General features: G+C 54.0%; 24 protein-coding genes and 1 tRNA gene. 11 read left to right on the top strand and 14 right to left on the bottom strand.

Going from position 1 to position 23,061, the window contains the following annotated elements:
• Positions 1-7: 7 nt before the first annotated feature.
• From SynROS8604_RS02075 to SynROS8604_RS02065, 3 genes are all read left to right on the top strand, one after another.
• Entirely contained in the window at positions 8-1,480 is a 1,473-nt protein-coding gene (locus tag SynROS8604_RS02075) for an ammonium transporter (RefSeq protein WP_186544971.1), read from the top strand.
• A gap of 128 nt (positions 1,481-1,608) precedes the next feature.
• Positions 1,609-2,805, top strand: coding sequence for a 4-hydroxy-3-methylbut-2-enyl diphosphate reductase (locus tag SynROS8604_RS02070; protein ID WP_006853696.1), 1,197 nt, complete (start codon positions 1,609-1,611; stop codon positions 2,803-2,805).
• Positions 2,806-2,865: 60 nt separating this feature from the next.
• On the top strand, positions 2,866-3,492 hold the full coding sequence (locus tag SynROS8604_RS02065) for a DUF1997 domain-containing protein (RefSeq protein WP_186545756.1): 627 nt from the start codon (positions 2,866-2,868) through the stop codon (positions 3,490-3,492).
• 20 nt (positions 3,493-3,512) lie between these two features.
• Here the strand turns inward: SynROS8604_RS02065 and SynROS8604_RS02060 are convergent, their stop codons facing one another.
• Together SynROS8604_RS02060 and purH are read right to left on the bottom strand one after the other, a co-directional pair.
• On the bottom strand, positions 3,513-3,974 hold the full coding sequence (locus SynROS8604_RS02060; RefSeq protein ID WP_186544970.1) for a DUF4079 domain-containing protein: 462 nt from the start codon (positions 3,972-3,974) through the stop codon (positions 3,513-3,515).
• Positions 3,975-4,024: 50 nt separating this feature from the next.
• Positions 4,025-5,632: a bifunctional phosphoribosylaminoimidazolecarboxamide formyltransferase/IMP cyclohydrolase gene (purH, locus tag SynROS8604_RS02055; protein ID WP_186544969.1), complete on the bottom strand. Its 1,608-nt coding sequence runs from the start codon at positions 5,630-5,632 to the stop codon at positions 4,025-4,027.
• 60 nt (positions 5,633-5,692) lie between these two features.
• Between purH and SynROS8604_RS02050 the strand changes: the two genes are divergently transcribed.
• Positions 5,693-6,316, top strand: a complete 624-nt coding sequence (locus tag SynROS8604_RS02050) for an alpha/beta hydrolase (RefSeq protein ID WP_186544968.1) — start codon at positions 5,693-5,695, stop codon at positions 6,314-6,316.
• A 34-nt stretch (positions 6,317-6,350) separates the two neighbouring features.
• On the opposite strand, the gene SynROS8604_RS02045 is transcribed toward SynROS8604_RS02050, so the two are convergent.
• Both SynROS8604_RS02045 and SynROS8604_RS02040 read right to left on the bottom strand, forming a co-directional pair.
• Entirely contained in the window at positions 6,351-6,719 is a 369-nt protein-coding gene (locus SynROS8604_RS02045) for a DUF3155 domain-containing protein (RefSeq protein WP_006853701.1), read from the bottom strand.
• A gap of 107 nt (positions 6,720-6,826) precedes the next feature.
• Positions 6,827-7,123 carry a hypothetical protein gene (locus tag SynROS8604_RS02040; protein ID WP_186544967.1) on the bottom strand — a complete coding sequence of 99 codons (297 nt, stop codon included), beginning with the start codon at positions 7,121-7,123 and terminating at the stop codon, positions 6,827-6,829.
• On the opposite strand from SynROS8604_RS02040, the gene SynROS8604_RS02035 reads away from it, so the two are divergent.
• The gene (locus tag SynROS8604_RS02035) at positions 7,110-8,246 is read left to right on the top strand and encodes a sensor histidine kinase KdpD (RefSeq protein WP_186544966.1); all 1,137 of its coding nucleotides are present in this window, start codon (positions 7,110-7,112) and stop codon (positions 8,244-8,246) included. The two genes, SynROS8604_RS02040 and SynROS8604_RS02035, sit on opposite strands and share 14 nt — an antisense overlap.
• Here SynROS8604_RS02035 and SynROS8604_RS02030 read toward each other — a convergent pair.
• Positions 8,203-8,967, bottom strand: a complete 765-nt coding sequence (locus tag SynROS8604_RS02030) for an adenosylcobinamide-GDP ribazoletransferase (RefSeq protein ID WP_186544965.1) — start codon at positions 8,965-8,967, stop codon at positions 8,203-8,205. The genes SynROS8604_RS02035 and SynROS8604_RS02030 overlap by 44 nt on opposite strands.
• 58 nt (positions 8,968-9,025) lie before the next feature.
• Between SynROS8604_RS02030 and tgt the strand changes: the two genes are divergently transcribed.
• Positions 9,026-10,144 carry a tRNA guanosine(34) transglycosylase Tgt gene (gene tgt / locus SynROS8604_RS02025; RefSeq protein WP_186545755.1) on the top strand — a complete coding sequence of 373 codons (1,119 nt, stop codon included), beginning with the start codon at positions 9,026-9,028 and terminating at the stop codon, positions 10,142-10,144.
• A gap of 30 nt (positions 10,145-10,174) precedes the next feature.
• On the top strand, positions 10,175-10,318 hold the full coding sequence (locus SynROS8604_RS02020; protein WP_006853705.1) for a photosystem II reaction center protein K: 144 nt from the start codon (positions 10,175-10,177) through the stop codon (positions 10,316-10,318).
• Here SynROS8604_RS02020 and SynROS8604_RS02015 read toward each other — a convergent pair.
• Positions 10,257-11,042, bottom strand: a complete 786-nt coding sequence (locus SynROS8604_RS02015) for a WecB/TagA/CpsF family glycosyltransferase (RefSeq protein WP_186544964.1) — start codon at positions 11,040-11,042, stop codon at positions 10,257-10,259. The genes SynROS8604_RS02020 and SynROS8604_RS02015 overlap by 62 nt on opposite strands.
• On the opposite strand from SynROS8604_RS02015, the gene SynROS8604_RS02010 reads away from it, so the two are divergent.
• From SynROS8604_RS02010 to SynROS8604_RS16190, 3 genes are all read left to right on the top strand, one after another.
• On the top strand, positions 11,035-14,283 hold the full coding sequence (locus tag SynROS8604_RS02010; protein WP_370586576.1) for a glycoside hydrolase family 15 protein: 3,249 nt from the start codon (positions 11,035-11,037) through the stop codon (positions 14,281-14,283). The two genes, SynROS8604_RS02015 and SynROS8604_RS02010, sit on opposite strands and share 8 nt — an antisense overlap.
• A gap of 429 nt (positions 14,284-14,712) precedes the next feature.
• Positions 14,713-14,982, top strand: coding sequence for a PqqD family protein (locus tag SynROS8604_RS02005; RefSeq protein ID WP_186544963.1), 270 nt, complete (start codon positions 14,713-14,715; stop codon positions 14,980-14,982).
• Complete coding sequence (locus tag SynROS8604_RS16190; protein WP_186544962.1) at positions 14,979-15,386, top strand: lasso peptide biosynthesis protein; 408 nt, start codon at positions 14,979-14,981, stop codon at positions 15,384-15,386. The genes SynROS8604_RS02005 and SynROS8604_RS16190 overlap by 4 nt, the downstream gene beginning before the upstream one ends.
• A gap of 135 nt (positions 15,387-15,521) precedes the next feature.
• Here SynROS8604_RS16190 and SynROS8604_RS01995 read toward each other — a convergent pair whose 3' ends face one another.
• Positions 15,522-16,697, bottom strand: a complete 1,176-nt coding sequence (locus SynROS8604_RS01995; protein ID WP_186544961.1) for a hypothetical protein — start codon at positions 16,695-16,697, stop codon at positions 15,522-15,524.
• Positions 16,698-16,839: 142 nt separating this feature from the next.
• Positions 16,840-17,649: a hypothetical protein gene (locus SynROS8604_RS01990; protein ID WP_186544960.1), complete on the bottom strand. Its 810-nt coding sequence runs from the start codon at positions 17,647-17,649 to the stop codon at positions 16,840-16,842.
• A gap of 388 nt (positions 17,650-18,037) precedes the next feature.
• Here SynROS8604_RS01990 and SynROS8604_RS01985 point away from each other — a divergent pair, with 388 nt between their 5' ends.
• Positions 18,038-18,499: a transposase gene (locus SynROS8604_RS01985; RefSeq protein WP_255445150.1), complete on the top strand. Its 462-nt coding sequence runs from the start codon at positions 18,038-18,040 to the stop codon at positions 18,497-18,499.
• Between the two features lie 131 nt (positions 18,500-18,630).
• Here SynROS8604_RS01985 and SynROS8604_RS01980 read toward each other — a convergent pair whose 3' ends face one another.
• From SynROS8604_RS01980 to SynROS8604_RS01955, 6 genes are all read right to left on the bottom strand, one after another.
• Positions 18,631-19,083, bottom strand: coding sequence for a hypothetical protein (locus SynROS8604_RS01980; protein ID WP_186544959.1), 453 nt, complete (start codon positions 19,081-19,083; stop codon positions 18,631-18,633).
• A complete protein-coding gene (locus SynROS8604_RS01975) occupies positions 19,080-19,484 on the bottom strand; it encodes a hypothetical protein (RefSeq protein WP_186544958.1) in 405 nt (134 codons plus the stop codon). Before SynROS8604_RS01975 ends, SynROS8604_RS01980 begins: the two co-directional genes overlap by 4 nt.
• A 642-nt stretch (positions 19,485-20,126) precedes the next feature.
• Entirely contained in the window at positions 20,127-21,131 is a 1,005-nt protein-coding gene (locus SynROS8604_RS01970; protein ID WP_186544957.1) for a Gfo/Idh/MocA family protein, read from the bottom strand.
• A gap of 53 nt (positions 21,132-21,184) precedes the next feature.
• Entirely contained in the window at positions 21,185-22,462 is a 1,278-nt protein-coding gene (locus SynROS8604_RS01965; protein WP_186544956.1) for a hemolysin family protein, read from the bottom strand.
• Between the two features lie 14 nt (positions 22,463-22,476).
• Positions 22,477-22,549, bottom strand: a tRNA-Ile gene (locus SynROS8604_RS01960).
• Between the two features lie 13 nt (positions 22,550-22,562).
• Positions 22,563-23,051 (bottom strand): occludin/ELL family protein, encoded by a 489-nt coding sequence (locus tag SynROS8604_RS01955; RefSeq protein WP_186545753.1) that lies wholly within the window; start codon positions 23,049-23,051, stop codon positions 22,563-22,565.
• Positions 23,052-23,061: the final 10 nt, after the last annotated feature.

Here is a 23,061-nt window from a genome sequence, read left to right as displayed (position 1 = left end):
TTTTTCCATGACAACTGCTTACGAGTCGCCTACTAGGCGACGCAAATCTCTCCTTCAAGAGGCAAGCCTCTTGGAGGGCCCGATGCTGCTTCTCCAAAGCATCCGCGGATTTAAAACCAATCGCTCACTCTTGTGGCTTGGCTGCGTGCCATTGGCCCTGTTCGGGCTTGGACTGTTCAACCTCTCGGCTCATGCCGCAGAGATGCCAGAACTCAGCGCAGCCTTTTTAGCTAACAATCTTTGGTTGTTGGTGGCGACGATCCTGGTGATTTTCATGAACGCCGGCTTCGCCATGGTGGAAGCGGGCATGTGTCGCCAGAAAAATGCCGTCAATATTCTCGCTAAGAACCTGTTTGTCTTTGCGCTTGCGGTAACAGCCTATTGGTTCGTTGGTTATTCATTGATGTATGGCGATGCCATAGCCGCTGGCTGGCTCTACTTCAATGGGTTGTTTTTTGATCCCGCTGTTACTCCAGAACTGATCTCAGAAGCAGGCCTTGTTCCAAGTGTTGACTTCTTGTTTCAGGCAGCTTTCGCTGGTACGGCAGCAACAATCGTCTCAGGACTCGTGGCTGAGCGCGTGAAATTTGGCGAATTCGTGGTGTTTTCGCTCATTCTCACTGCATTCATCTACCCCATAGCAGGGAGCTGGGAATGGAATGGCGGATGGCTGAATTCCGTTGGAGACAAAGAATTTATTGATTTTGCTGGGTCATCGATTGTTCACTCCGTTGGAGCCTGGGCAGGACTGATTGGAGCGATGCTTCTCGGCCCACGTCTTGGCAAATTCATTGATGGCAAGCCTCAGGCCATCCCTGGTCACAACATGGCCATTGCCACTCTTGGGGCGCTGATTCTTTGGATTGGCTGGTATGGATTCAACCCCGGATCCCAGCTCGCTATGGATCAGTGGGTTCCTTACGTCGCCGTAACGACAACCTTGGCTGCAGCTGGTGGCGCGATCGGAGCCACCGTGATTTCAACCATGACATCAGGGAAACCTGATTTGACCATGATCATCAACGGCATCCTTGCCGGCCTGGTCAGCATCACGGCAGGCTGCGGCAACCTCACGTTTGTGGGCTCATGGGTTGCTGGTCTGATCGGCGGAATCATTGTCGTCTTCGCCGTATCAGCTCTTGACGCATCAGGCATCGACGATCCTGTTGGAGCCTTCTCCGTCCATGGCGTCTGTGGCGTCTGGGGAACCTTGGTGGTTGGTCTTTGGGGTTTTGACATCCAGGGCGATGGCTCACCACTGGGCTTACTCGTGGGAGGTGGCATCAGCCAGCTTGGAATCCAAGCACTGGGCTGTGCGGCCTATGCCATTTGGACGATCGTGACCTGCTGGATTGCTTGGTCTGTCATCGGTGGTTTGTTCGGTGGCATCCGAGTCACCGAGAAGGAAGAAACGGAAGGGCTGGATATTGGTGAGCACGGCATGGAGGCCTATCCAGATTTCGTGTCATCAGGCCGATAATCCGTTTCATTCGAAGCATTTAATCTGCGCTTCACCCTGTCCCATCCTGGGACAGGGTTTTTTATTGGCCTCTGCGTCAGTCGCTAGTGCCAGACAGCCCATAGAGTTGATTCATTGCTGTTACAGATATGGATACTCACGCCTTCAAACGCTCTCTGCATCATTCCGACCGCTACAACCGGCGAGGCTTCGGTCGAGCCGAAGAGGTGGCAGGCAGTTTGGAGCAGGCTTACCAGAGCAGCCTGATCGGGTCCATTCGAGACAACGGGTATCGCTTAACCCATGGCCGTCTCCAGGTCCGCCTTGCCGAAGCGTTTGGATTCTGCTGGGGCGTGGAGAGGGCTGTCGCCATGGCTTACGAAACGCGCCGTCACTACCCGCAAGAACGGATCTGGATCACCAACGAAATCATCCATAACCCATCGGTGAATGACCACCTGCGGGAAATGGACGTGTTGTTCATCTCCGTCGAGGGTGGAGTTAAGGATTTTTCTGGCGTGGCCTCGGGCGATGTGGTGATCCTTCCGGCTTTTGGTGCAACCGTTCAGGAAATGCAACTTCTCAATGAGCGTGGTTGCCACATTGTTGACACCACCTGTCCATGGGTTTCAAAGGTGTGGACAACGGTGGAGAAGCACAAGAAGCAATCCTTCACCTCGATCATTCACGGCAAGGTGAAACACGAAGAGACGCTGGCAACGAGTTCCTTTGCCGGTACGTATCTCGTTGTTCTCGATCTCGAGGAAGCTCGGCTTGTCGCTGAATACATTCTCGGGAATGGCGATCGCGAAGCGTTTATGAAACGGTTTTCAAACGCTTCTTCCCCAGGCTTTGACCCCGATCGTGATCTTGAACGCTTGGGTGTGGCCAACCAAACCACCATGCTCAAAAGTGAGACCGAAGAAATTGGCCGCTTGTTTGAGCGCACCATGCTCAGCAAGTACGGGCCCACAGAACTCAACGAGCATTTTTTAGCGTTCAACACCATCTGCGACGCCACTCAGGAGCGGCAGGATGCCATGTTCTCGCTCGTTGATGAAACCGTGGATCTCATGGTGGTGATTGGGGGCTACAACTCCTCCAACACGACCCACCTGCAAGAAATTGCCGTTAGCCGAGGGATCCGTTCCTTCCACATCGATACTCCAGAGCGCATTCACTCCGACAACTCGATTGAACACAAGCCCCTTGGCGAAGAACTCACCCTTGAAGAGCTGTTCCTGCCCGAGGGGCCCGTCACCGTCGGAATCACCTCCGGGGCCTCCACGCCAGATCGGGTCGTGGAGCATGTCATTCAGAGACTGATCGCCCTGAGCGAAAACTGACCCCCAGCTCCCTTTACATTGGTTCATCATGGAGACTTCTCCAACCGGGGACCTGCCTACGTGCTGCTCTTGACGAGACCCTCAACCGACACATTGCGCGGTAGCGATAGCCGTCAAGTCCGCTGTTATCGCAGTGAATTTCGCGATCGCATGGAGATGCGTGCTGACTTTCAAACCGTCGGGGCCTACCTCGATCGGCACGAAGGCTGGTTTCGCCGTTGTGCCTCTCCCATGGAGGTGAAAGCCATTGACGAGCAGGCCTATGCCCTCACGCTCGGACGCTTTGGCAACTTCGGTTTTGAGGTAGAACCCACGATCGGCCTGCGCCTCTTACCGCAGAACGCTGGTAATTACGCGATCTCTACGGTGCCTCTCAGCAATCAAGATCCAGCCCTAGCGGATCTGTACGACGTTGATTTCCAGGCCAACCTCAGCCTTGAGGACAACAGCTCGAGTGACGCCTCCGAAGAGCTCACGGCGGTGAGCTGGGATCTTGATCTATCCGTTTGGATTCACCTGCCCAAGATGATCACCCTGCTCCCTGACGGGCTGGTTCAGTCCAGTGGCGATCACCTTTTGCGCCAAATTGTGCGGCAAATTTCCAGGCGTCTCACCTGGAAAGTGCAAGAAGATTTCCATGCAAGCCAAGGTTTGGCATGCCCACCCAGAAGGCGGGCAGCCTTTTGAACACGATCAGCTGAACACGATCAGCGGTTCACCCAGATCTTGTTCACAATCTCCATTCCGCTCACCGCCTGCCACAGGAACAACGTGAGGGTGCCCATGTTCAGCCCAACGTGAGCTTTACGGGCAATCACATTGCCCTGCTGCATGAAGGGAGCCAAGGACGCGGCAAGGGCGATCATTCCGGTCATCGCTAAGCCCACGAGCAGATGCGGGCCCACGAACAACTTGCCGTTGTTGATATACGTCACCGCCATCCCACCGATCATTCCGGTCACCATCACCGCAAGGATCACGCTTCCCCAGCGGTAATGACGCTGGGCAAACTTGCCTGGCAGCAGGGCCTTGCGCTGCTCTGGGGTCCCTGTCCGAACCTTTTTGGCTTTGATGCCAAGAAACATCGAATAGCCACCCGCAGCGAGAAGCCCCCACATCATCAGGGGGTGCATGAAGCTGGCGGCAAAAGGCAAAGCTGGCAGGGTCATGGGGCAGTTCGTTGAGTGGACGAGTGAATCGAGATTAGGTGCCCGCGTTCTCAGTGAAGAAAGTGACGGCGTCCGGTGAGCACCATGGCCAAACCGAGCTCATCGCAGACTTTGATCGAGTCGGCATCCCGAAGGCTGCCGCCTGGATGGATCACAGCCTTAATTCCATGGCTTGCGGCGAGGCGAACGGTGTCATCGAAAGGGAAGAAGCCATCACTGGCGAGCACAGCCCCCAGCGCTTGCTCACCAGCAGCTTCTAAAGCCAGTCGGGCAGAGCCAACCCTATTCATCTGACCAGCCCCCACACCCAGGCTCTGTCCATCGCGTGCGACCAAAATTGCATTCGAGCGCACGTGACGCACGAGCTGCCAAGCAAAGCGGAGATCGGCGTATTCAGCCGTGGTGGGTTGACGCTGGCTCGCCACCGTCCAAGCGGAAGGATCGATCGGTTGATCGTCGAGATCCTGCACCAAAACACCACCAAGAATGCTGCGGACATGGTCTTTGGCTGCCGCATCAATGGCCTCAGGCGCCAACTCGAGGAGGCGGAGATTGCCTTTGGCGGCCAAAATTTCACGCGCTTCTGGGCTAAACCCAGGCGCCACAACACACTCCAGGAACAAGCTTGTGAGCTCCTTAGCCGCTAAGCCATCAACCACGCCATTCAAAGCAACAATGCCGCCGAAGGCACTGATTCGATCACCATCGAGAGCCCGGGTGAGGGCGGTCGCCACGCCATCACCCACCGCCACGCCACAGGGATTGGTGTGCTTAACCACCACAGCCGCCGGTTGTTCGGCGCGATGAAGGCCCTCTGAGCCGTAACCAAACTCACGAACGGTGGCCAGGGCCGCTTCCAGATCGAGCAAATTATTCGTGCTGAGTTCCTTCCCCTGAAGCTGCTTGGCACCCCCCCAGCCCACGCTGCTGCTGAACCAAGCCGCCTTCTGGTGGGGGTTCTCCCCGTAGCGCAACGTCTGCCGAAGCGGCAGAGCTTCGAGCCAGGGCAGGGCTTCGGCTGGAGCTTTGGCCTCGACGGAAGAGCTGGCATCCACAGCGGGTTGCAGCTCAGGGCGAGCTTGCATCCAACGACTGATCGCGACGTCATACGCCGCCGTATGGGCAAACGCCTCTAAAGCCAACTGCCGGCGCACATTGGCGTCCACGCCTCCAGCCGATCTCGACAGCGATTGCAAAAAACCGTCGTACTGCTCAGGACTGGTGAGCACCGCGACATGGGCATGATTTTTGGCCGCAGAGCGAACCATCGTGGGTCCGCCGATGTCGATGTTCTCAATGGCCGTATTCCAGCTCACATCAGGGTCTGCGACGGTTTCCCTGAACGGATAAAGGTTCACCACCACCACATCGATGGGATCGATCTTCTGTTCGAGGAGATCGGCCTCATGGACCGGATCTCCTCTTCGCGCCAAGATTCCGCCATGAATTCGAGGGTGGAGTGTTTTAACGCGACCGCCAAGAATCTCAGGAGCACCGGTGTGGTCAGCCACGCGTGTGACAGGCAATCCAGCCTCTTCAAGGACTTTGGCTGTTCCACCACTGGACAGCAGCTGATAGCCATGGAGCCGATGGAGAGCCTCAGCCAGGGGCACCACCCCGTGCTTATTAGACACGCTCAGCAAGGCAGTTGGAGCCATGACAGCAGGACGAAAGACTGGGCTTGAGCCAACCTACGCAGCAACCGCGCACTTGATGCCATGGCCGCCGATCTACTCTGCCAACCCTCAGGACCGGCTCGGGCACGCCTGGTTCTTCTTCATGGCTGGGGCGCCGATGCCGGCGACCTGATGCCCCTGGGACAAGCGCTCGCCGAGGCGATCGCGACACCCCTCGAACTGGTGGCCCTTCAAGCTCCCGAACTGCAAACCCAAGGCTCAGGACGCCAGTGGTACGGCCTCTTCCCAGCCGACTGGGCCGCCGTGCCAGCAGCGGTTGAAGGGTTAAAAGAACGCATCAACAAGCTGGGCTCGGCGGAGATCCCACTGGAAGCAACCGTGCTGTTGGGCTTTTCTCAAGGAGGCGCGATGGCCATGGCCGCGGGCTGTGACTTACCGCTCGCCGGATTAATCGCATGCAGTGCCTATCCCCATCCCCACTGGCAAACTCCTGTGATTCGCCCTCCTGTGCTTCTTCTGCATGGACGGCATGACGATGTTGTGCCGCATTCCGCAGCCTTAGCGCTAAAAAACGAGCTGTCGCCCAGCAAGCAAGTCTGTGATCTGTTTAGTTTTGAGAATGGGCATGCCATCCCCGTTGAGGCTCAGGCTGAGATGAAAAAAGCCCTCAAGCGCTGGCTGGATCAAACAGCTCAGAACGCTTAAGGGCTTTGCGATCAAGAGTTGAAATGAAAGGGAATCAGACGAAGGCGTATTCGTACTCTTCCATTTCCTCCCAATCGTCAGACGCCAGATCTAGGCCTTCAAAAATGACCTCTTCACCAACGTGATCAACGATGGAACGGAGGGAAGGGAACAGGAAATGATTTTCCTCAGCGTACTGAGCACTGAAAAGTCCTTTTTCACCCCAGAAGAATCGATCTGTGGTGTGTTCGTTCCGGCGAACGTTGACTAGGGCCGGGGGCATAAGCACGCCCTCAGCGATGTAGCGACGAGCCGCTGTCACAGGCTTGTGTTCACCAGTTTCGAGATGGTGAGTCGGCACGTGTGCGAGCACACGCTGGCCAGCGAGGCGACGACGACTAATCCTCTTCCGTTTTTTGGACATTGGGCAAAAATCCCTGTTGAGGGAGTGAGAGGGGGGTGTCAAGAAAGACCGGCACCGTTTTGAGACGGCATTCGATCAAGTGAGACACTCAAAAGAGCATCGTGACGTCAGCGAATCGGGGGGTCGATCGCGCAACCAAAGCTGCGAGACAAACCGACAAACACCATCGCTTTCAACGGCATAAAACCGATGACAACAGGAGACACATCAACCTCTGCTGTAACCTTGGTAGCAACGAAAGTGCAACCCGAGCAGAATCGACAGGAAACCGGCACCGCAATGAAGAGCGCCGTCGGTCGATCATCTGATCTTAAGACTTTTCCCAGAATTGGCAAGACGGTCAGGTCTTGAGTTGCCTCCCCGGCTGTATCCAGGCACACAACTTCACGAATGCAGCTGTCCAACCGGTTCCTCACCCTGGTCCAGCAACAACTGCAGAGTTTTTCTGGCGACGAGGCTTTGGACAAGCTCGTTGTCTACATCGCGCAAAGCAGTGAAGGAGATGCGCCCAGCTTCACGATGCTGGATCAATGGCCTCCCGATGGTGGCCGCCTACCAGAGATTGCCGACGACCCCATCCTGCGCATTCCAGCGCCAGAGCGTCACTGGTTTCCCCTTCGTCATGACGACCTCTTGCTGGGAGTCATCAGGGCAGAGCAGCAGCGCGAGACGGAATGGTCCGACCAACTCGATCGCCGCCTGCAAGCCAGCGCCTCAGCCTTGGCTTACAGCCTTGGCCTGGAACTCGAACGCAGTCGCCTACGGGAGGAGCTCCATCAGCAACGCCAACAGCTGAATCTTGTGGTGCATCAGCTGCGCAACCCACTGGCAGCCTTGCGCACCTATGCCCAGCTTCTGCTCCGTCGCTTGGGGCCCGAGCATCTCCAACGCCCACTGGTAACGGGACTCCTTCAAGAGCAGGCCCAGCTCGACCGCTACATCACATCCCTGGACCTGATCGGTCAAGCAAACCTGCCGCATCGCCCCGAGGCCCCCGCCCCACTGCTACTTCCTCAGGTGCAAACGAAGGGCCCAGGGCTCACGATCGAACGCCTCCTCCAACCCCTGATTGAACGGGCTGCCGCAACCGCAGCCCTCCAGAACCGCGTCTGGCAAACACCAGCCAACTGGCCTGCCTGGACACAAGAAATTCGGCCAGATAACGATGCCGTGATCTCAGAGATCGTGGCCAATCTGCTGGAAAATGCCTTTCGATACAGCCCTACAGGCTGTCCACTCGGACTCAGCCTGCTGGAACGCGGCATCTTGATCTGGGACGGGGGACCTCCCATCCCGGATCAAGAACAAGAGCTGATCTTCCGCAAAGGAGAACGGGGCAGCAGCGGCAGGGATCAATCCGGATCCGGACTAGGCCTCGCACTCGCCCGACATCTCGCCGAAGAACGGGGTGGATCACTGGTTTTACACACCACACCGAACCAGCTCGACCCGAGCCTGCCAAGCCGCGGCAATGCCTTCCTTCTCAGCCTCCCCCCGAGCCCAGCAAAGGCGCCAACAGGGCGATGAAAAACAAACTAGAGGTCTCGCTGAGCATCACAACAGCTCCATAGCCATCTCCCGTCATCCCCCCTAGACGCCGGCCGAGCCACTCAGCGCCAATCAGTGCACTAAGGAAACAAACAGGAACCGTTAAGAGCGGCAGCTGCCCAAGCAGGGGGCTCATCACCACCAACAAAACAAGGGTTGGGACAGCATCGCCAAGACCCTGGTGGTGACGACGGTGAAACCCAGCCGTTCCATTCACGCGCAAATAAGCGAAACGCGCCATCGCCCAAAGGGGCGAGACCCTTGCCAAAGAGCTCGTGACCACTAAGGCGATTGGCGCCAGGGAGCCCAAACGCACCAAAGCAGCAAATTGCAGCAACAGCACCAGGACAGACAACTGCACACCACTAGCACCCACACGGCTGTCCTCCATCGCCTCTAGGCAGCGCTCCGGTCCTGCAGCGAGACCGTCAGCCGTATCGATCAGTCCATCGAAATGGAGCCCACCGGTCAACCACAACCCCAAGGCCAAAACAACTGGGACGAGCGCGACTTGAGGCCATCCCAAAGCGGACAAAAGCCACCACAATCCCGCCTGCAGTCCGCCAATCACCAAGCCGATCCAGGGCGCAAAGCGGGCGATGCGCTCAAAGCGAGGCTGCGGCCAGGGCCAGGCCGGCAGCACCGAATAAAAAATCCAGGCACCCACGAAATCGCGCAGCCAGAAGGGGGCTGAAGCCATGACCTCGACCCATGCACCAACAGGGCTCACCGTAAATTGGTCCGTTGCCCGAGGGCCTGTGTTCCAGTTCGAGATTCAGGCCTCTTGCCGACACACGGCTGCTCGCTGTGGATGCTTCCACACACCTCACGGTCCCGTCACGACGCCACGATTTATGCCCGTGGGCACGCTGGGCACCGTGAAAGGGGTGACCACCTCTCAATTGGCAGAGACCGGCGCTCAAATGGTGCTGTCCAACACCTATCACCTGCATCTCCAGCCTGGGGAAGCGATCGTTGCCGACGCCGGCGGCCTGCATCGGTTCATGGGCTGGGACGGACCGATGCTGACCGATTCCGGTGGCTTCCAGGTGTTCAGCCTTGGCGATCTCAACCGGATTGACGATGAAGGGGTCGACTTCCGCAACCCTCGCAACGGCAGCCGAATCTTGCTGACCCCCGAGCGGTCGATGCAGATCCAAATGCGCCTTGGCGCCGATGTGGCCATGGCCTTCGATCAATGTCCGCCCTATCCAGCCAGCGAGAACGATGTTGCGGAAGCTTGTCGGCGCACTCACGCCTGGCTGGGCCGCTGTGCAGACGCCCATCAACGCGACGACCAAGCCCTCTTCGGGATTGTGCAGGGGGGTTGTTTTCCCCACCTTCGCGATCTCAGCGCACGCACGGTGGCGGACTTCAACCTGCCCGGCATCGCCATCGGCGGCGTCAGCGTTGGCGAACCGGTGGAGGAGATGCATCAGATCGTGCGTCAGGTCACACCCCTGTTACCCGCGGATCGCCCCCGCTACCTGATGGGCATTGGCACCCTGCGCGAGATGGCCGTCGCCGTTGCCAATGGGATTGACCTGTTTGATTGCGTTCTGCCCACCCGTCTCGGCAGACATGGCACCGCCTTGGTGGGAGGCGAGCGCTGGAACCTGCGCAATGCTCGGTTCCGGCACGACCACACCCCTTTAGACGCAAGCTGCCCATGCACGGCCTGCCGCCATCACACCCGTGCCTACCTGAACCATCTGATCCGTAGTGAGGAACTGCTCGGACTCACACTCTTGAGTCTCCATAACCTCACCCATCTGATCCGATTCACCACCGCCATGGGGCAAGCCATTCGTGATGGTTGCTTTTCAGAGGATTTCGCTCCGTGGGAGCCGAGCTCCAGAGCCCATCACACGTGGTAGCGTCCGTGCTCCGACCCTGAATTCGCCGGGATGGCTGCTTACACCCTCGATTTGCTGGCCCAGCTACCTGAGGCCTATCAAGCCTTTGGTCCGCTGATCGACATCCTGCCGATCATTCCCTTGTTCTTCCTGTTGCTTGCTTTTGTTTGGCAGGCTTCCGTCGGCTTCCGCTGACCAAAACAGCCCAAACAAACTGGGGTAGGGCGAGATAACGCCTCCAACGGCTTGGTTCCTGCAAAAGCCTGTAAAGCCATTCCACCTGGAAATGGCTGGCCCATCGTGGTGCCCGTTCCTTGAGGCCAGCCCAGACATCAAAGCTGCCACCCACACCCATCCAGATGCCGGTTTGCGTGGCTTTCAAGCGCTGAGTCCAAACTTCTTGACGGGGAACGCCAAGAGCAACAAGCACCAAATCTGGGTTCAGCTTGCACAAGTTGGCTTCCAGCTGAGGCCATTTCTCCTCGCTGAGATAGCCATGTTGCGCCAGCACCAGGCGCAATTCAGGCCGCTCCACCACCAAGCGATCACACAGGCGCTCCATGACCTGCGGCGCAGCCCCCACGAGCGCCACCGACCAACCATGGGCCTCGGCATAAGCCAACAAGTCCCACGCCAGTTCAATGCCAGGGCTTCGGCGAACCCGGACACCCTGCAAACGAAGAGCCCAAACAACGCCTGCACCGTCGGGGACCACCAGATCGGCGTCAGCAATCACGGCGCCTAAGCGTGGGTTGGCACGTGCCGCCATCGTCATTTCGGCATTCAGGGTCACGAGCTGACCTCCCCCGTCGGCATGCACACCGATGGCTGCTGCCGTGACATCGCGACAAGCATCGACTGGCACCCCCAGCACTTGGAAGCGACGTTGATCACGCGGACCGATGCTGGTGATGTCCATCCCTAAATCGACTGCGAGCGAGAATCTAGATCCGGTCGCTTGGAAGGCCACGGTTTTGTCGCATCCGACCCCTCAGGAGCAGCACGAGCTACGCCTTGAAAAACTAAAGAGCCTGGATCTGGCCATCGAAGCGGTGGTCTTAGAACGTCAGCATCCCGTGAGCGGATTGCTTCCAGCGAGCACGGCAAACACCGTGCACGGAAACTACGGAGACGCCTGGGTTCGCGATTGCGTGTACTCGATTCAGTGCGTTTGGGGCCTGGCGATCGCCCATCGTCGCCTTCACGGAGGCAGCAGCCAACGCAGCTGGGAACTCGAACAACGGGTTCTGGGGCTGATGCGCGGCTTGCTTAACAGCATGATGCGCCAAGCCTCAAAAGTGGAGCGCTTCAAGTACAGCCTCGATCCGCTCGACGCCCTGCATGCCAAATACAACAGCGCCAATGGCGATCAGGTTGTGGCCGATGACGGCTGGGGACATCTGCAACTAGATGCGACATCGCTGTTCTTATTGCAGCTCGCTCAACTCAGCCGCGGCGGTCTCGCCGTGATTCGCAATCGCCATGAAGTGGCGTTCATCCAAAACCTCGTCTACTACGTAGCCCGGGCCTACCGAGTGCCCGACTACGGAATTTGGGAGCGGGGAGACAAGGGGAATCAAGGCTTGCCCGAACGCAACGCCAGTTCCATTGGCATGGCCAAAGCGGCACTTGAGGCCCTTGATGGCGTGGATCTTTTCAGCTCCCACGGGGATGGATCGGTGCAGGTGCTGGTGCCGCAAGGGGCTGTCGTCCGCTTGCGTCGGGCCCTGCAAGGACTTCTGCCCAGGGAATCCGCCAGCAAGGAGGTCGACAGCGCCTGTCTCTCGATCATCGGCTACCCAGCCTGGGCGGTGGAAGAGCACGAGCTGGTGGAGCGAACCGTCCAACGCATCCGCCGCGAGCTCGGTGGCCCCTATGGATACAAACGCTTCCGCCGCGACGGCCATCAAACCGTTGTCGAAGACGTCAGTCGGCTGCATTACGAACGGGCCGAACTCGTGAATTTCGAAGGCGTGGAATCGGAATGGCCTCTTTTTTTGGCCTATGAGCAGCTGACAGCCTGCTGCGAAGAGCGTTGGACCGACGCGCATTACTGGCAAGAACGGCTCAAAATCCTGCAGGTCGAACGCCATGGACAGCAGCTCTACCCCGAGCTCTATCTGGTCCCAGACAGTGCGGTGGAACTGGAACGACGGGCACCAGGAAGCCAACAACGCCTAGCCAACGAGAACGTGCCTTTGCTTTGGACCCAGAGCCTTGCCTGGCTGGGGGACATGCTGATGGCAGGACTGATCGAGCCAGGGGACTTGGATCCCTGCGGCCGCCGATTCCCCGCCGAGATCGGCGCCGAACAGGTTCTGGTGGCCCTTGCACCCACCAACAGCTCCCTCGCCGCTGAACTCAAGGCACGAGGGCTCCCGGTCAGCGATCCACAGGCCTGCCCGATCCAGGTGGTGCCATCCAGCAACCTCAACGATCGCCTCGGCGCCGTCGGGGCAGATGAAGCTCTGCGCTTGAGCGGTCAGCCGATGCTCCGAGCCGACACCTCGGACACAGCCCGCCTCTACCGCCAGGGCGACGAGCAGCTTGCCGTCCTACCGGCCGTGTTGGAAGAAGACACCTTTTTCGTCAGTCATGACCCACGCCAGCTCATGGAAACGGTCATCAATGAACTGCACCTGCTGCAGCGGCACTGGCGCGGTGAAGGTTCACCGCTCTTGCTGATCCCAGTGGAAGCCAACCTTCTTGAGAACAACCCTGAGCTGCTGGTCGATCTCACCACGCGTCTGCAATCCGGACGCATCGAGGATGTTCCTGTTTGCTTCAGCGACCTTGAAACACTCTCTCTCAGCGCTCAGTGGGTGACGCTGCCCACCACGACTGCCAAGAGCAACGCCCAGCAACGGAGCAATGCAGCGCGCTACCTACAAGACTCCACCGACTTCAGCGACCTCACCGCAGCCCAGGAGCAGGAGCTCGATGACATCCCCCTCGCTCAGCTCCGCAATCGCCTCTGGAGCAGCCACTCGCTCCGAGAACAAGCCGAAGTGCTTGAACTGCTCAAGCGCCAACTGGGGCCTCGAGCGATTCTCAGTGGCCCTCAAGGCACACCGATTGAGCTGGTCACCCTGCTGGAGGAGATCTACCACCGCGGGCTGAGCCAGGGTGACTGGAATGTGGCACGCCGCTGTGCAGGTGCAATGGGGCAGGTCCATCCTCAGCTTGAGGATGCTGTGATCGACCTACTCAGCCGCCAAAAGCAAGTGGTGGTGGGAAGGAACTACACCAGCGACTCCCGTCTCAGCGCCCCGGCTTCCAGCCCGGCCATTGCCGCGCTGATTGAACGCACCTGTGGCAATGACGGCCGAGAACGGATGCTGCAGCAGGAATTGCTCGTGGCTCTTGATGGCCTTGCCCGCCGAGAACCAGAAAAACTCAAGGGCACGCTCACCCTGCAGCTGGGGCAATTGCTGCTTCTGCTCACCTCAGAACTCGCAGCCGAGAGGCAACTGAGTCAGGACGAAGCCTTTGAAGCCCTGTGCAGCGAAGCCCCCCATGCGATCAGCTTGCGCCTTCAAGCCCTGCTAAACGACGTCGACCACGCCCGCGCAGCCCTACAGCGACGAGAGCTGCTTCACCTGCGCGGACATGTGCAGTGGACCGTGCCTGAGCCCCTTGAGGAACGACCCAGCGGATCCGACTGGCTGCAACACCGCATGCGCTTGGGCTCCCTGCAACAAGTCCCGAAGGAGTTCTATGCCGGCATCTGGTCCCTCCTGCATCACTGCCGTGGGCTGGTAATCGGAGACAAATTGGAGCGACGCAACCGTCTAACCAGCGCTTTGGTGCTGGAAAAAACCCCAGGCGAACGCAACTTCGCCATTCAGGTCGAGCACCTGCTCAGTCGTATTGAAGCTGCTGAGTACCGCCAACTGTGCACGGAAAGCCTGCTCTCTCTGATGGCCTTCGCGATGACTAATCCTGACATGCGATTTGAGGACGACATTGCACTGGATGTGGTGATTGGCCATGCCGTGCGTGTGGGCTGGCAAAGCACCCATCCCGATCAAGACATTGGCAGCTACAACCAACACAAAGCCGCGGCTTGGAGTCAGTTTTATCAAGCATCCCCTGCTCGATGCCGCCGATGGCTGATCGAAGCAATGCGTGAACTAACCGAACAAGAAGGAATACTATAATAACAAATAAGTCTTAAAAATCGTAGCCTGCCAGCAAATGACACAAATAAAAGCAATCAAAGCACAATCAGTCCATCAAATATCATCTCCAAGTTCAACAAGCTTTTCAACAATCAAAGGCAGCAATCAGCCGAGACTTAAGGCCATAAGCAATGGAGAGAATCCCCTCAGAGACCCAACGCCGCAATTGCTCGATTAGAGCATCAAGTAGATAATTAATCTCTTTACGTTGACAACGCAAAGAGATTGCTCAAACAGGCGTTTAAGGCAAGGGAACATAGGAGCTAGAGGCACAAGTACTTTCAGCGGCTTAAAAAAAATTCCGCACACCACTTTTAGTCGGGTCTTTGATTAATATCCCGCGCGAAAACGTTTCAAAGAACTTGACAAGGAATCACAGCCCAATAAAATAATGAAAAACTTAGATTCATGAAGCTTTATTCTCGGAGTTCTGATGTTTGCTCTGCCGAGCTGGATGGCACGGCATGCCTCTTTGATCCTTCCACTGCGGAATATTTAAATTTGAATTCATCAGGGACTGCCATATGGAATGCAATAAGCGTACCTAAAACTATAGAAGACATCATCTCTGAATTGCTGAACCAATTCGACGTTGAACCTGATCAATGCACGAAAGAGACAGCTAATTTCCTCCAAGAAGCAGTAAATAAAGGCATGATCAAAGCAATAAATCGATGAACTTAAGGCCCGCTTCGTATCTATTCTTCAGTCTGGCAGACGCTAACATATGGCTTCTTATCAATTTACTTCCTGACTATGTGGTTTTTAATTTAATCAAAAACAGGCCTTGGAAAAAATTAACGCTAAAGAGCCAAAAGCGTTTGATTGCTTTTTTAATCCCTAGAGTCAAAAGCCTTATAATGCAGAGAAGCTGCCATTCCAAGATGTTTTCTAGTTGCCTAAGTCGGTCGACTCTTGGCAGAGTATTACTTGATATTCTAGGCGTACAAAATGAACTTCACATAGGAATGACAGCAGTAAGGAAAGATCTCCGAATTCCTCACGCTTGGCTTACAAGCTTAGGCAAGGAGCTCACCCCAGGCATTAATGCTAACGACGATTGCCATATCTTAACATTATAGAATATACGGTATTCACCACTAACAGTTGTGCTTGCCAATAGCAATTTACCTCGACCAACAATAAAAAAATATCGATTCGAATTCTGGGACAACTCAAAAACTTTATTCTTAATCAAATTAACATTAAAAGAAAATTCAATCGCGTGGAAAAGTATAATTAATAGTTTTTCTTGAGCTCGACCCCAAAACAACCTGAAGAATATTCGCCTGCCGCCGTGCAGCATCCATCAACAATTGGGCCGAGGGACAATGAATGGCATAAGGATTAGCAGCTGATCGTAATTTTTCAAGACGAATCAGGTTTTCTTGAAGTAAGGCATCCTTTGCAAGCAATATAAGCTCTTTGGCCTCTGATGGTGTGCCGCCAGAGCGACGCGAAAGCCCCTCAATCGCTAAAGAAAAGGCCAGAAGAGAGCGATTGGGCTTCTTTAGATGACATGTGAAATGACTTAATCGGATGCCATCATCTGTAAATTGGACATGCGGTGGATCAAAACGACTTTTAGGTCTTGAAAGTAAAGATTCAATCTGAAGAGCACCAAGATGGTTCAGTTCGGCTGAAAACGGAGCGGAGTGTGCATACGGTGATGTTTGGTCGAAGTAACCCATTCCTAATGCATAGTCGAGTACGTCACGCCGCCCTCCATAACGCAAAAAACATTCACTAGTATTATTTGGCCTGGAAATTTCCATCTTAACTGAATAGTCATCAAACTCAAAATTACCTGCATCATGATGATTATTCAAAAAATCCATTATTGGAAAGATCCCAGGCTCCCCTGAATCCGAATTATTTATCTGCTCCACATGTTCTGCGCTTGTGGATACATCATCAATCCAACACAATCGGTTTGATACAAACTGATCGGCTAATGATAAATCGAATGTCCTATAAGGCTGGATCTGTTGAACAGCTTCCAATATCTCTGGCCGCTCCAAAACAAGCTGCGAGAGATTATGCTTGGAACTATTTTTTATCTTACATGTTGCATTGTAAATTTCAACATGAAGGCAAAGCAACTCTTCTTGAATTAAACTCAAAGAATCAGGAGCCCTTTTTAAGAATAATTGTTCAGAGCAAATCTGCCAGTCTGCTCCATTCGTAGGCAACAACAAGACACGGGGAAGACTGCACAATTGAGCATAATCTTTTACTTTCAAAGGCATACTTGAATGCAGTGATAATTCACCATCTTTTTCAACTATCAGGAGAGAGGGATGAAGCTCGGCACCCGCCTCAACAACAATTGAAACAATTTTACGTAAAATTGACCCAACGTAACTATTTTTTGCGTTGACATGGTCAATCATTAGCAGAAAAGCAATCGATTACAAAATATAATAGCCTGCGCCGAAAAGAAATCAATCTACTTATCACGATTGCAAAACTTAAGCATGCAAATAGTCCCTTTCCTTCCTGAATATTAATCCTTAATATCTATCAGGATAGATGTTAATCACATTCAAAGGAAGGAGCGGAGAGCTCGGGCAAATCAAAGATTCGATGCCAATTCATTGGTTTTACGATCTCACTCATTCCGACTGGGATATAATGAAAGAAAATTAAATCACAAAAAGGTGACAATTTTGGGGATGAAGACATTGGTTTCTTATCCCGATAATGCCATTGACTACTACCAGAGAATAGGATTCCCGTTCCTGCATCCAGAGAGTAACTATCAAATTCGTTAGCGCAGGACATTTTAATTTGCTTTTCCCAATCACCACGCGGTTGAATATAATTTTCAGGCCAATCCAAAACCTGGCTCAAGTAAATAGGCCAAGGTTCATCCTGTTCGACGCAAACATCTAAAGTCCATTTAGCTACTGGCGCATCCATGTGCACCTTACAAACACCACCGGAACGATAAAGACACAGAAAATTATAAGCCGGTTCAACTTCCTCTCCAGCTCCCTCGCTAACTAAATCAATTAAGTTGTTCTGCAACATGGTCATATAAGGATGATCATGCAGAATAAAGCGTCGAAAATCCCTAAGCTCATGCAACTCAATTTCTGTTGGACGAATTGATTTAATAATTTCACGTATCCTTGTAAGAGTGCTCTCGTCAAAAATTGATTTATACTCTAATGTCTTAAAATCAGATCGAGTTCTGAGAGCATTGAATGCATTCTTGAATTCCTGCAGCCTACCTGGATGATGACTGCTGATTGCACGACATGCAAGCTTGTATTTTTGCAGCCATCTCGAATCGTACCAAGGATACGAAACCTGGGAAGCTTTCAAGTTTTGATCAGCCATCTTCATTCATTGACTAGATAAAACCAATGTAACATAAACGACGCAACACAATTTAATCAATGATGAACCCAGCGCCTAACTTGCTGTCCAAAAAACAAGTATTATTGACACTATTTGCTTGCAAAGTAATATCTTTTTCTGTCTCAGATCATGCTCATACCGAAAGTAGAAATAGCTTCTAGGTCCACTAATTTCTGAAATAGTTTAATGCAGAGTCCAAAATAGATCAATCTACAATTCTCTCAAAATCACTATTTTAGCGAGCAGGACAAAAAGAATATATCGTGACAAATACTCATCAACTTTCACTCTGCTGCTAAGGAGACGCTGGGAAACCCAGGCGATCCACGCGACAATGGACCTGTGATCGCTATCCAGAACTGGATTGATGGGTGGCAAGCAGCTCGGCTTCTCAGATTACGAGCTGACCACAGACAAGAAGCAGACCAAGCGTGAGAAATTTCTCCTTGAGATTGAGGCGATCGTGCCATGGCAGGCGCTGATAGTTTTGATCAAGCCCCGATACACCAAGGCGAGCAAGAAAAGAGGGCGGCCTCCCTATCCGCTCGGCACCATGTTGCTGATTCACCTGCTGCAGCAGTGGTATTCCCTGAGTGCCCCGGCGTTTACGGAGCGAAGCGGAGTGGGCCGGAGGCCGTTGGAAGAGGCCCTGATTGAGGTGCCCACCATGCGCCGCTTTGCTGGCATCGAGCTGATCAGCGACCGGATCCTCGATGAGACAACAATCCTCACCTTCCGCCATCTGCTTGAGAAGCATGGGCTCGGCGAACAGATTTTTGAGACCGTCCAAGCCAGATCACCTATTCAAAGCGTGCTACTCGTTGCCTAGACAGCTAAGAACAATTCTTCCCAGAGCTTCCCTAAGTGAAAGATACTAGGCACATGACTGAGAAGAAACAAGTGCTAGAAAAGGGGCTTAGGCAAATCTCAAGCCCAGATCGCTGATTCCATTATTCTCCGTTATTTGCCAAACGAATCCATTCTATTAATCAGACAGATGCCGCTGGTTTTTAGTATTTTTACTTTTCTTTGATTCTCTAGCCATGCGCAAGCATTATCTCTCTTCAGCATTTCGTTAATTATAATTATCAGAAATTTTGTGCTTGCAAATGCACAGTACGAATGCCAGTCATCTTTCTTCTTATTATCAACATAATCCACGACTCCTTTAGTGACCAACCACGTGACATTGCTGAACGGTGAACTACAAATTTTTGCTGCTGATGCAACTCCATAAGATTCCATATTGATGCCATAAAGCTTAGAGGCCTTGTCAAGAAGATCTTTTATATATTCCGAGTCTTTGACAACAAAGCTGCCAGATGCCATTGGTCCGATGTGGGAATCAATTTTTCCAGTAGCGCTTTTAGGTTTAGGGTGACTCAAAGAGATCTCTTCTATATTTTTCGTCATCTATTATTGATTGAATAAATTGCAGTACCCATTGATCTTGGCCTATTGATTGCTGAAAGGGTGTAATAGAGCCATTTTTGTACGTTCCGGCTATGTGGTCGAAGACTTAGCTTTAGACAGTAATATTTCCCTGCACATATTCCGGTCATCGCAATGACGACAGGCTGCCACTCTATTATTGATTTTGTAGCAATGACAGCCGCTGGTATTGGCCCCATGTCAATCGGCTGGACTATAGCAACATTGATAGCTCGTTTTTTATGCTTTACTGTGCCCAAATTGTAGTGAATTCTATTTTTCGCTATTGCTTCAAATTCAATACCTAAGCAATTTTGAAGAGCCTGCTTTTCCTCCAAAAGAGACGTAACTATAACAAAATTGATATCTTGCGGTCTATTCATTAGCATAACTAAGCCAACACAATTTAATATATCTACTATGCATCACTTGATTCAAGTGCACATCTCAGCACCTCTCCTTCAGGGCTGCTCTAACCAGTGTCCGATCCTTTATTCATCACACTGGGGACCATCAAGGTTTTTTGCTGAGTGAGGAATGGCTAGAAGGGGTAGCATTTTCATTCTTCACTTAGAGAAATCAACATCAACAGCCTTGGGGATAACAATCAAGGCTTTGCAGTCCTTCCAAGCTCACGCAAAGCTTTTATCAATACAGCCATAAATATAAGCTCAACAAAGAGGTTGGCCCAGTCTGATCATTTCTCCTGTGTTCATTCGGCAGGTATTACCGTCGCAGCAGCTTTTGATGTACAGAGTCTCCCTAATTCAATCCAGGTGAAACCTGTAATCGTAAACAATTTAATCAAAGAAGTTCACTTTGGAAAAGTTCAAACAATCGGGATAACGTATAGACAATTCAGCAAAACGAGACAACCTATATTTCTCAGCAAAGGCTTTAAGTTTCAATAACCTTGACTTACTATCTGGTCCAAAATCAGATTTGACAGGAAACTGAAGATCTCAACAATTCTCTGAATGGGCCAGCGTCTCAAATCGGTCCTATCGAAGTCATTCCCAGAAGGCTCAAATAGGCGAAGAAAGTGTGACGCCTCCAGCAGGCCGCTCCACCGCCTGCTCAATGAGGTCGGCGAGGCGCAGGGCACGAGAAGCCTGCTGGCCATCCACGGCAGGGGTTTCACGGCCGCGAACGCACTGCAAAAAATGCTCCAACTCGGCGTAAAGCGGCTCAATCGACGTGGTGCTCACCTCTTCAATGAATCCATCGTTGCGATACAAAAGCTCACCGTGATCAGCGGAATACCACTCATGGGCACGCCGATGAATATGCAAGGTGTGATTTAGAAAATCAGTTTCTACAAGGCTTCCTCGACAGTGCGCACTCAAGCTCCTGATCTTTCGATGGCTCATTTTGCTGGCCGTCAGGCTTGCGACCACACCGTTGTCGAATCCAAGTGTTGCGTTCACGTAATCGATCGGCCCTTCAGCACTACGTCCACCAGCCGCTGATAAATGCACGACGGATGCCCCGGCGAGTTCCAAGACAAGATCCAAATCGTGGATCATCAAATCAAGAACCACCGAGACATCATTGGCTCGATCGGAATGGGGGCTATGACGTCTGGCTTCCAGTACAACAACTTCTTCATTCGCCACCACCTTGGTCAACTCACGAAACGCAGGATTGAAGCGCTCGATATGCCCCACCTGCAGCAGCCGATCCACCCGGCTTGCCGACTCGCTGAGCGAAGCCGCCTCCTCTTGACTGGCCGCAATTGGCTTTTCGATCAAAACGTGCAGCCCAGCCTCTAAACAGGCCAAACCAACGGCATGGTGAAGCAAGGTCGGCACCGCGATGCAAACCGCTTCGACCTCAGACAGCATCTCGCGGTAATCCGCGAACCAACGGCAATCGAACTGGTCTTTTGCCAACGCTCCGCGCTCGGCATCCGGATCGGAGACGCCAACAAGATCTGCGTCCTTCAAAAGACTGAGAACACGGGCGTGATGCCAACCCATGTTGCCGATTCCAATTACTCCGACCTTTACCGGAACCATAGGGTCGGTCATCGGAGGGAATGCAGGTCAAAGCTGATTATCGGTGATCAACAGCTAGGGCTGCTTCAGAGGGTTGTCACTCCGGGAATCACCAGTTTCACCTGAACGATGCGCGGGCCTCTCATCGTGACGATTTCAAATTGAACTCCGTTGTGCCGCAGAGCTTCTCCGGCGGAAGGAATGTGCTGCAACCGTTCCAACAAGAAGCCAGCAAGGGTGTGATGGTCCGAGGCCTCAGGCAGGTCTAGGTCGAGTTGGCGATTGAGCTCGAAGATCTCCAAATCACCAGCAACCAACCAGGCACCTTCCTGTCCCTCAATCGCCTGCAGGTCTGGCTCGGCACTTTCTTGCTCTGGCTCATCGCCAACAATTTCACCCGTGAGATCGGCGGCAGTGACCAATCCCTCGGTTCCCCCGTGTTCATCCACCACCAATAGCAACGGATGTCCAGAGCGAATAATCGCCAGCAATTCGGCGAGGTTGCTGGTCTCAGGCACCCGCTCGGCAGGACTTAAATAGGGCTCAAGAGCGGAATCTTTTTGCAGTTCGCCACGGGCGATCGGCTCAGCCAAGCGGCGTAAGTCGAGCACGCCACGCACATCATCCAGCGACTGCCCAATCACTGGAAAACGCGCATGTCGGGTGCGGTGGACGGCCTCCATCAACTCGGCGAAACGCACCTCCACCGGCAGGGTGACCATCCCAGAGCGAGGCACCATCACTTCCCTCACCTGCATGTCTCTTAAGGCAAACACTCCTTCGAGGATGTTGCGTTCATCCGGCCGAAGTCCCGTGACTCCACCACTCTCCACCAGGGTCTCCAGCTCACCAGCTGTGAGTGCCGGCACGAGTGCATCCCAGCGAGGCTTCAAGCCCACGAGACGAAGCAGAAGGGAGGCGATGACCTCCAGGGCTGACAGCAGGGGACGCAACACCTGCATGGTGGTTTCCAGGACCGGAGACAATTGCAAGGCAGCTGGCTCCGGACGGCTAAGGACCAAAGCCCGTGGGAGCAACCCGGATAACAACGTGGCCAAGACGACCAACACCAGGAACCAGGCCAGATCCCACCAACGACCGGCGGGGGTTTCCATCGGCCACCAACGCTGACCAAAGCCTTTCGCAATCCAACCGAGCGCCACCAACGACAAGGTGGTTCCGAACTGGGTCATCAGCAGAGCCGTTCGCAACCGGCGCTGGAGGCGCTCGACCGCTGGAGCCCCTGGCAGACCCTCCTCTCGAAGTTCATGAACGCGGCTCGGCCGCAGTCGCAGCAAGGCCACTTCCGCCGCTGCAAAAAACGCCGGTAAGACCAAAAGCGCGATCAGCAGCAGGTTGCGCATGAGTCATGAATGAATGGGGGTCCCGAGGATCGAACTCGGCTAAGGCGAATTATGAGTTCGCTGCATTCACCAGATTGCTAGACCCCCGCTTTATCAAGGGTTACCACAAGGCACGAATGGGTGCTGAGGGTGGATCCTCCCGCTCAATGGGCATTCTGACCTGACCTTCCTCCGCCAAGCTGCTCGTGAATCCGTTGGAAATATCCACAGTGCGCCAGGGAATGGCCGGACTTTGCTCCTCCAGCAACACCTGATACGTGGATTGAATGGCCGATCCATCCCAAACAATCGTCTGATCGGGGAAGCCAAATCCCATCACCCTGTTGCCCTCAGGCCCCGCCACTGCAATGCCAAGCAGGTCGGTGATCTGGTGCATCACATCAACGCCACGAGCGAAGGGTGCCGTCCAGGTATAAAACCGCTCAGTCACAAGCGCATCCGTGGTTTTGACAGAGCCACAACGGCTCACCTCCACGGGAGCGAGGACCTCGCCAGCACGGCTTGAAGACGAAGGAGCTTCAAGGCTTGTCTCGCACACCACAGGATTGGCCTGACCAGGGCTGGCCTGCCACAGAGCGAGTGGGCCCATGACCACCAGA

The sequence above is a fragment of the Synechococcus sp. ROS8604 genome (genome assembly GCF_014279655.1).
Lineage (GTDB): Bacteria > Cyanobacteriota > Cyanobacteriia > PCC-6307 > Cyanobiaceae > Synechococcus_C.
Note: the sequence above shows the minus strand (reverse complement) of the source record. Positions and strands in the feature narration are given on the sequence as shown.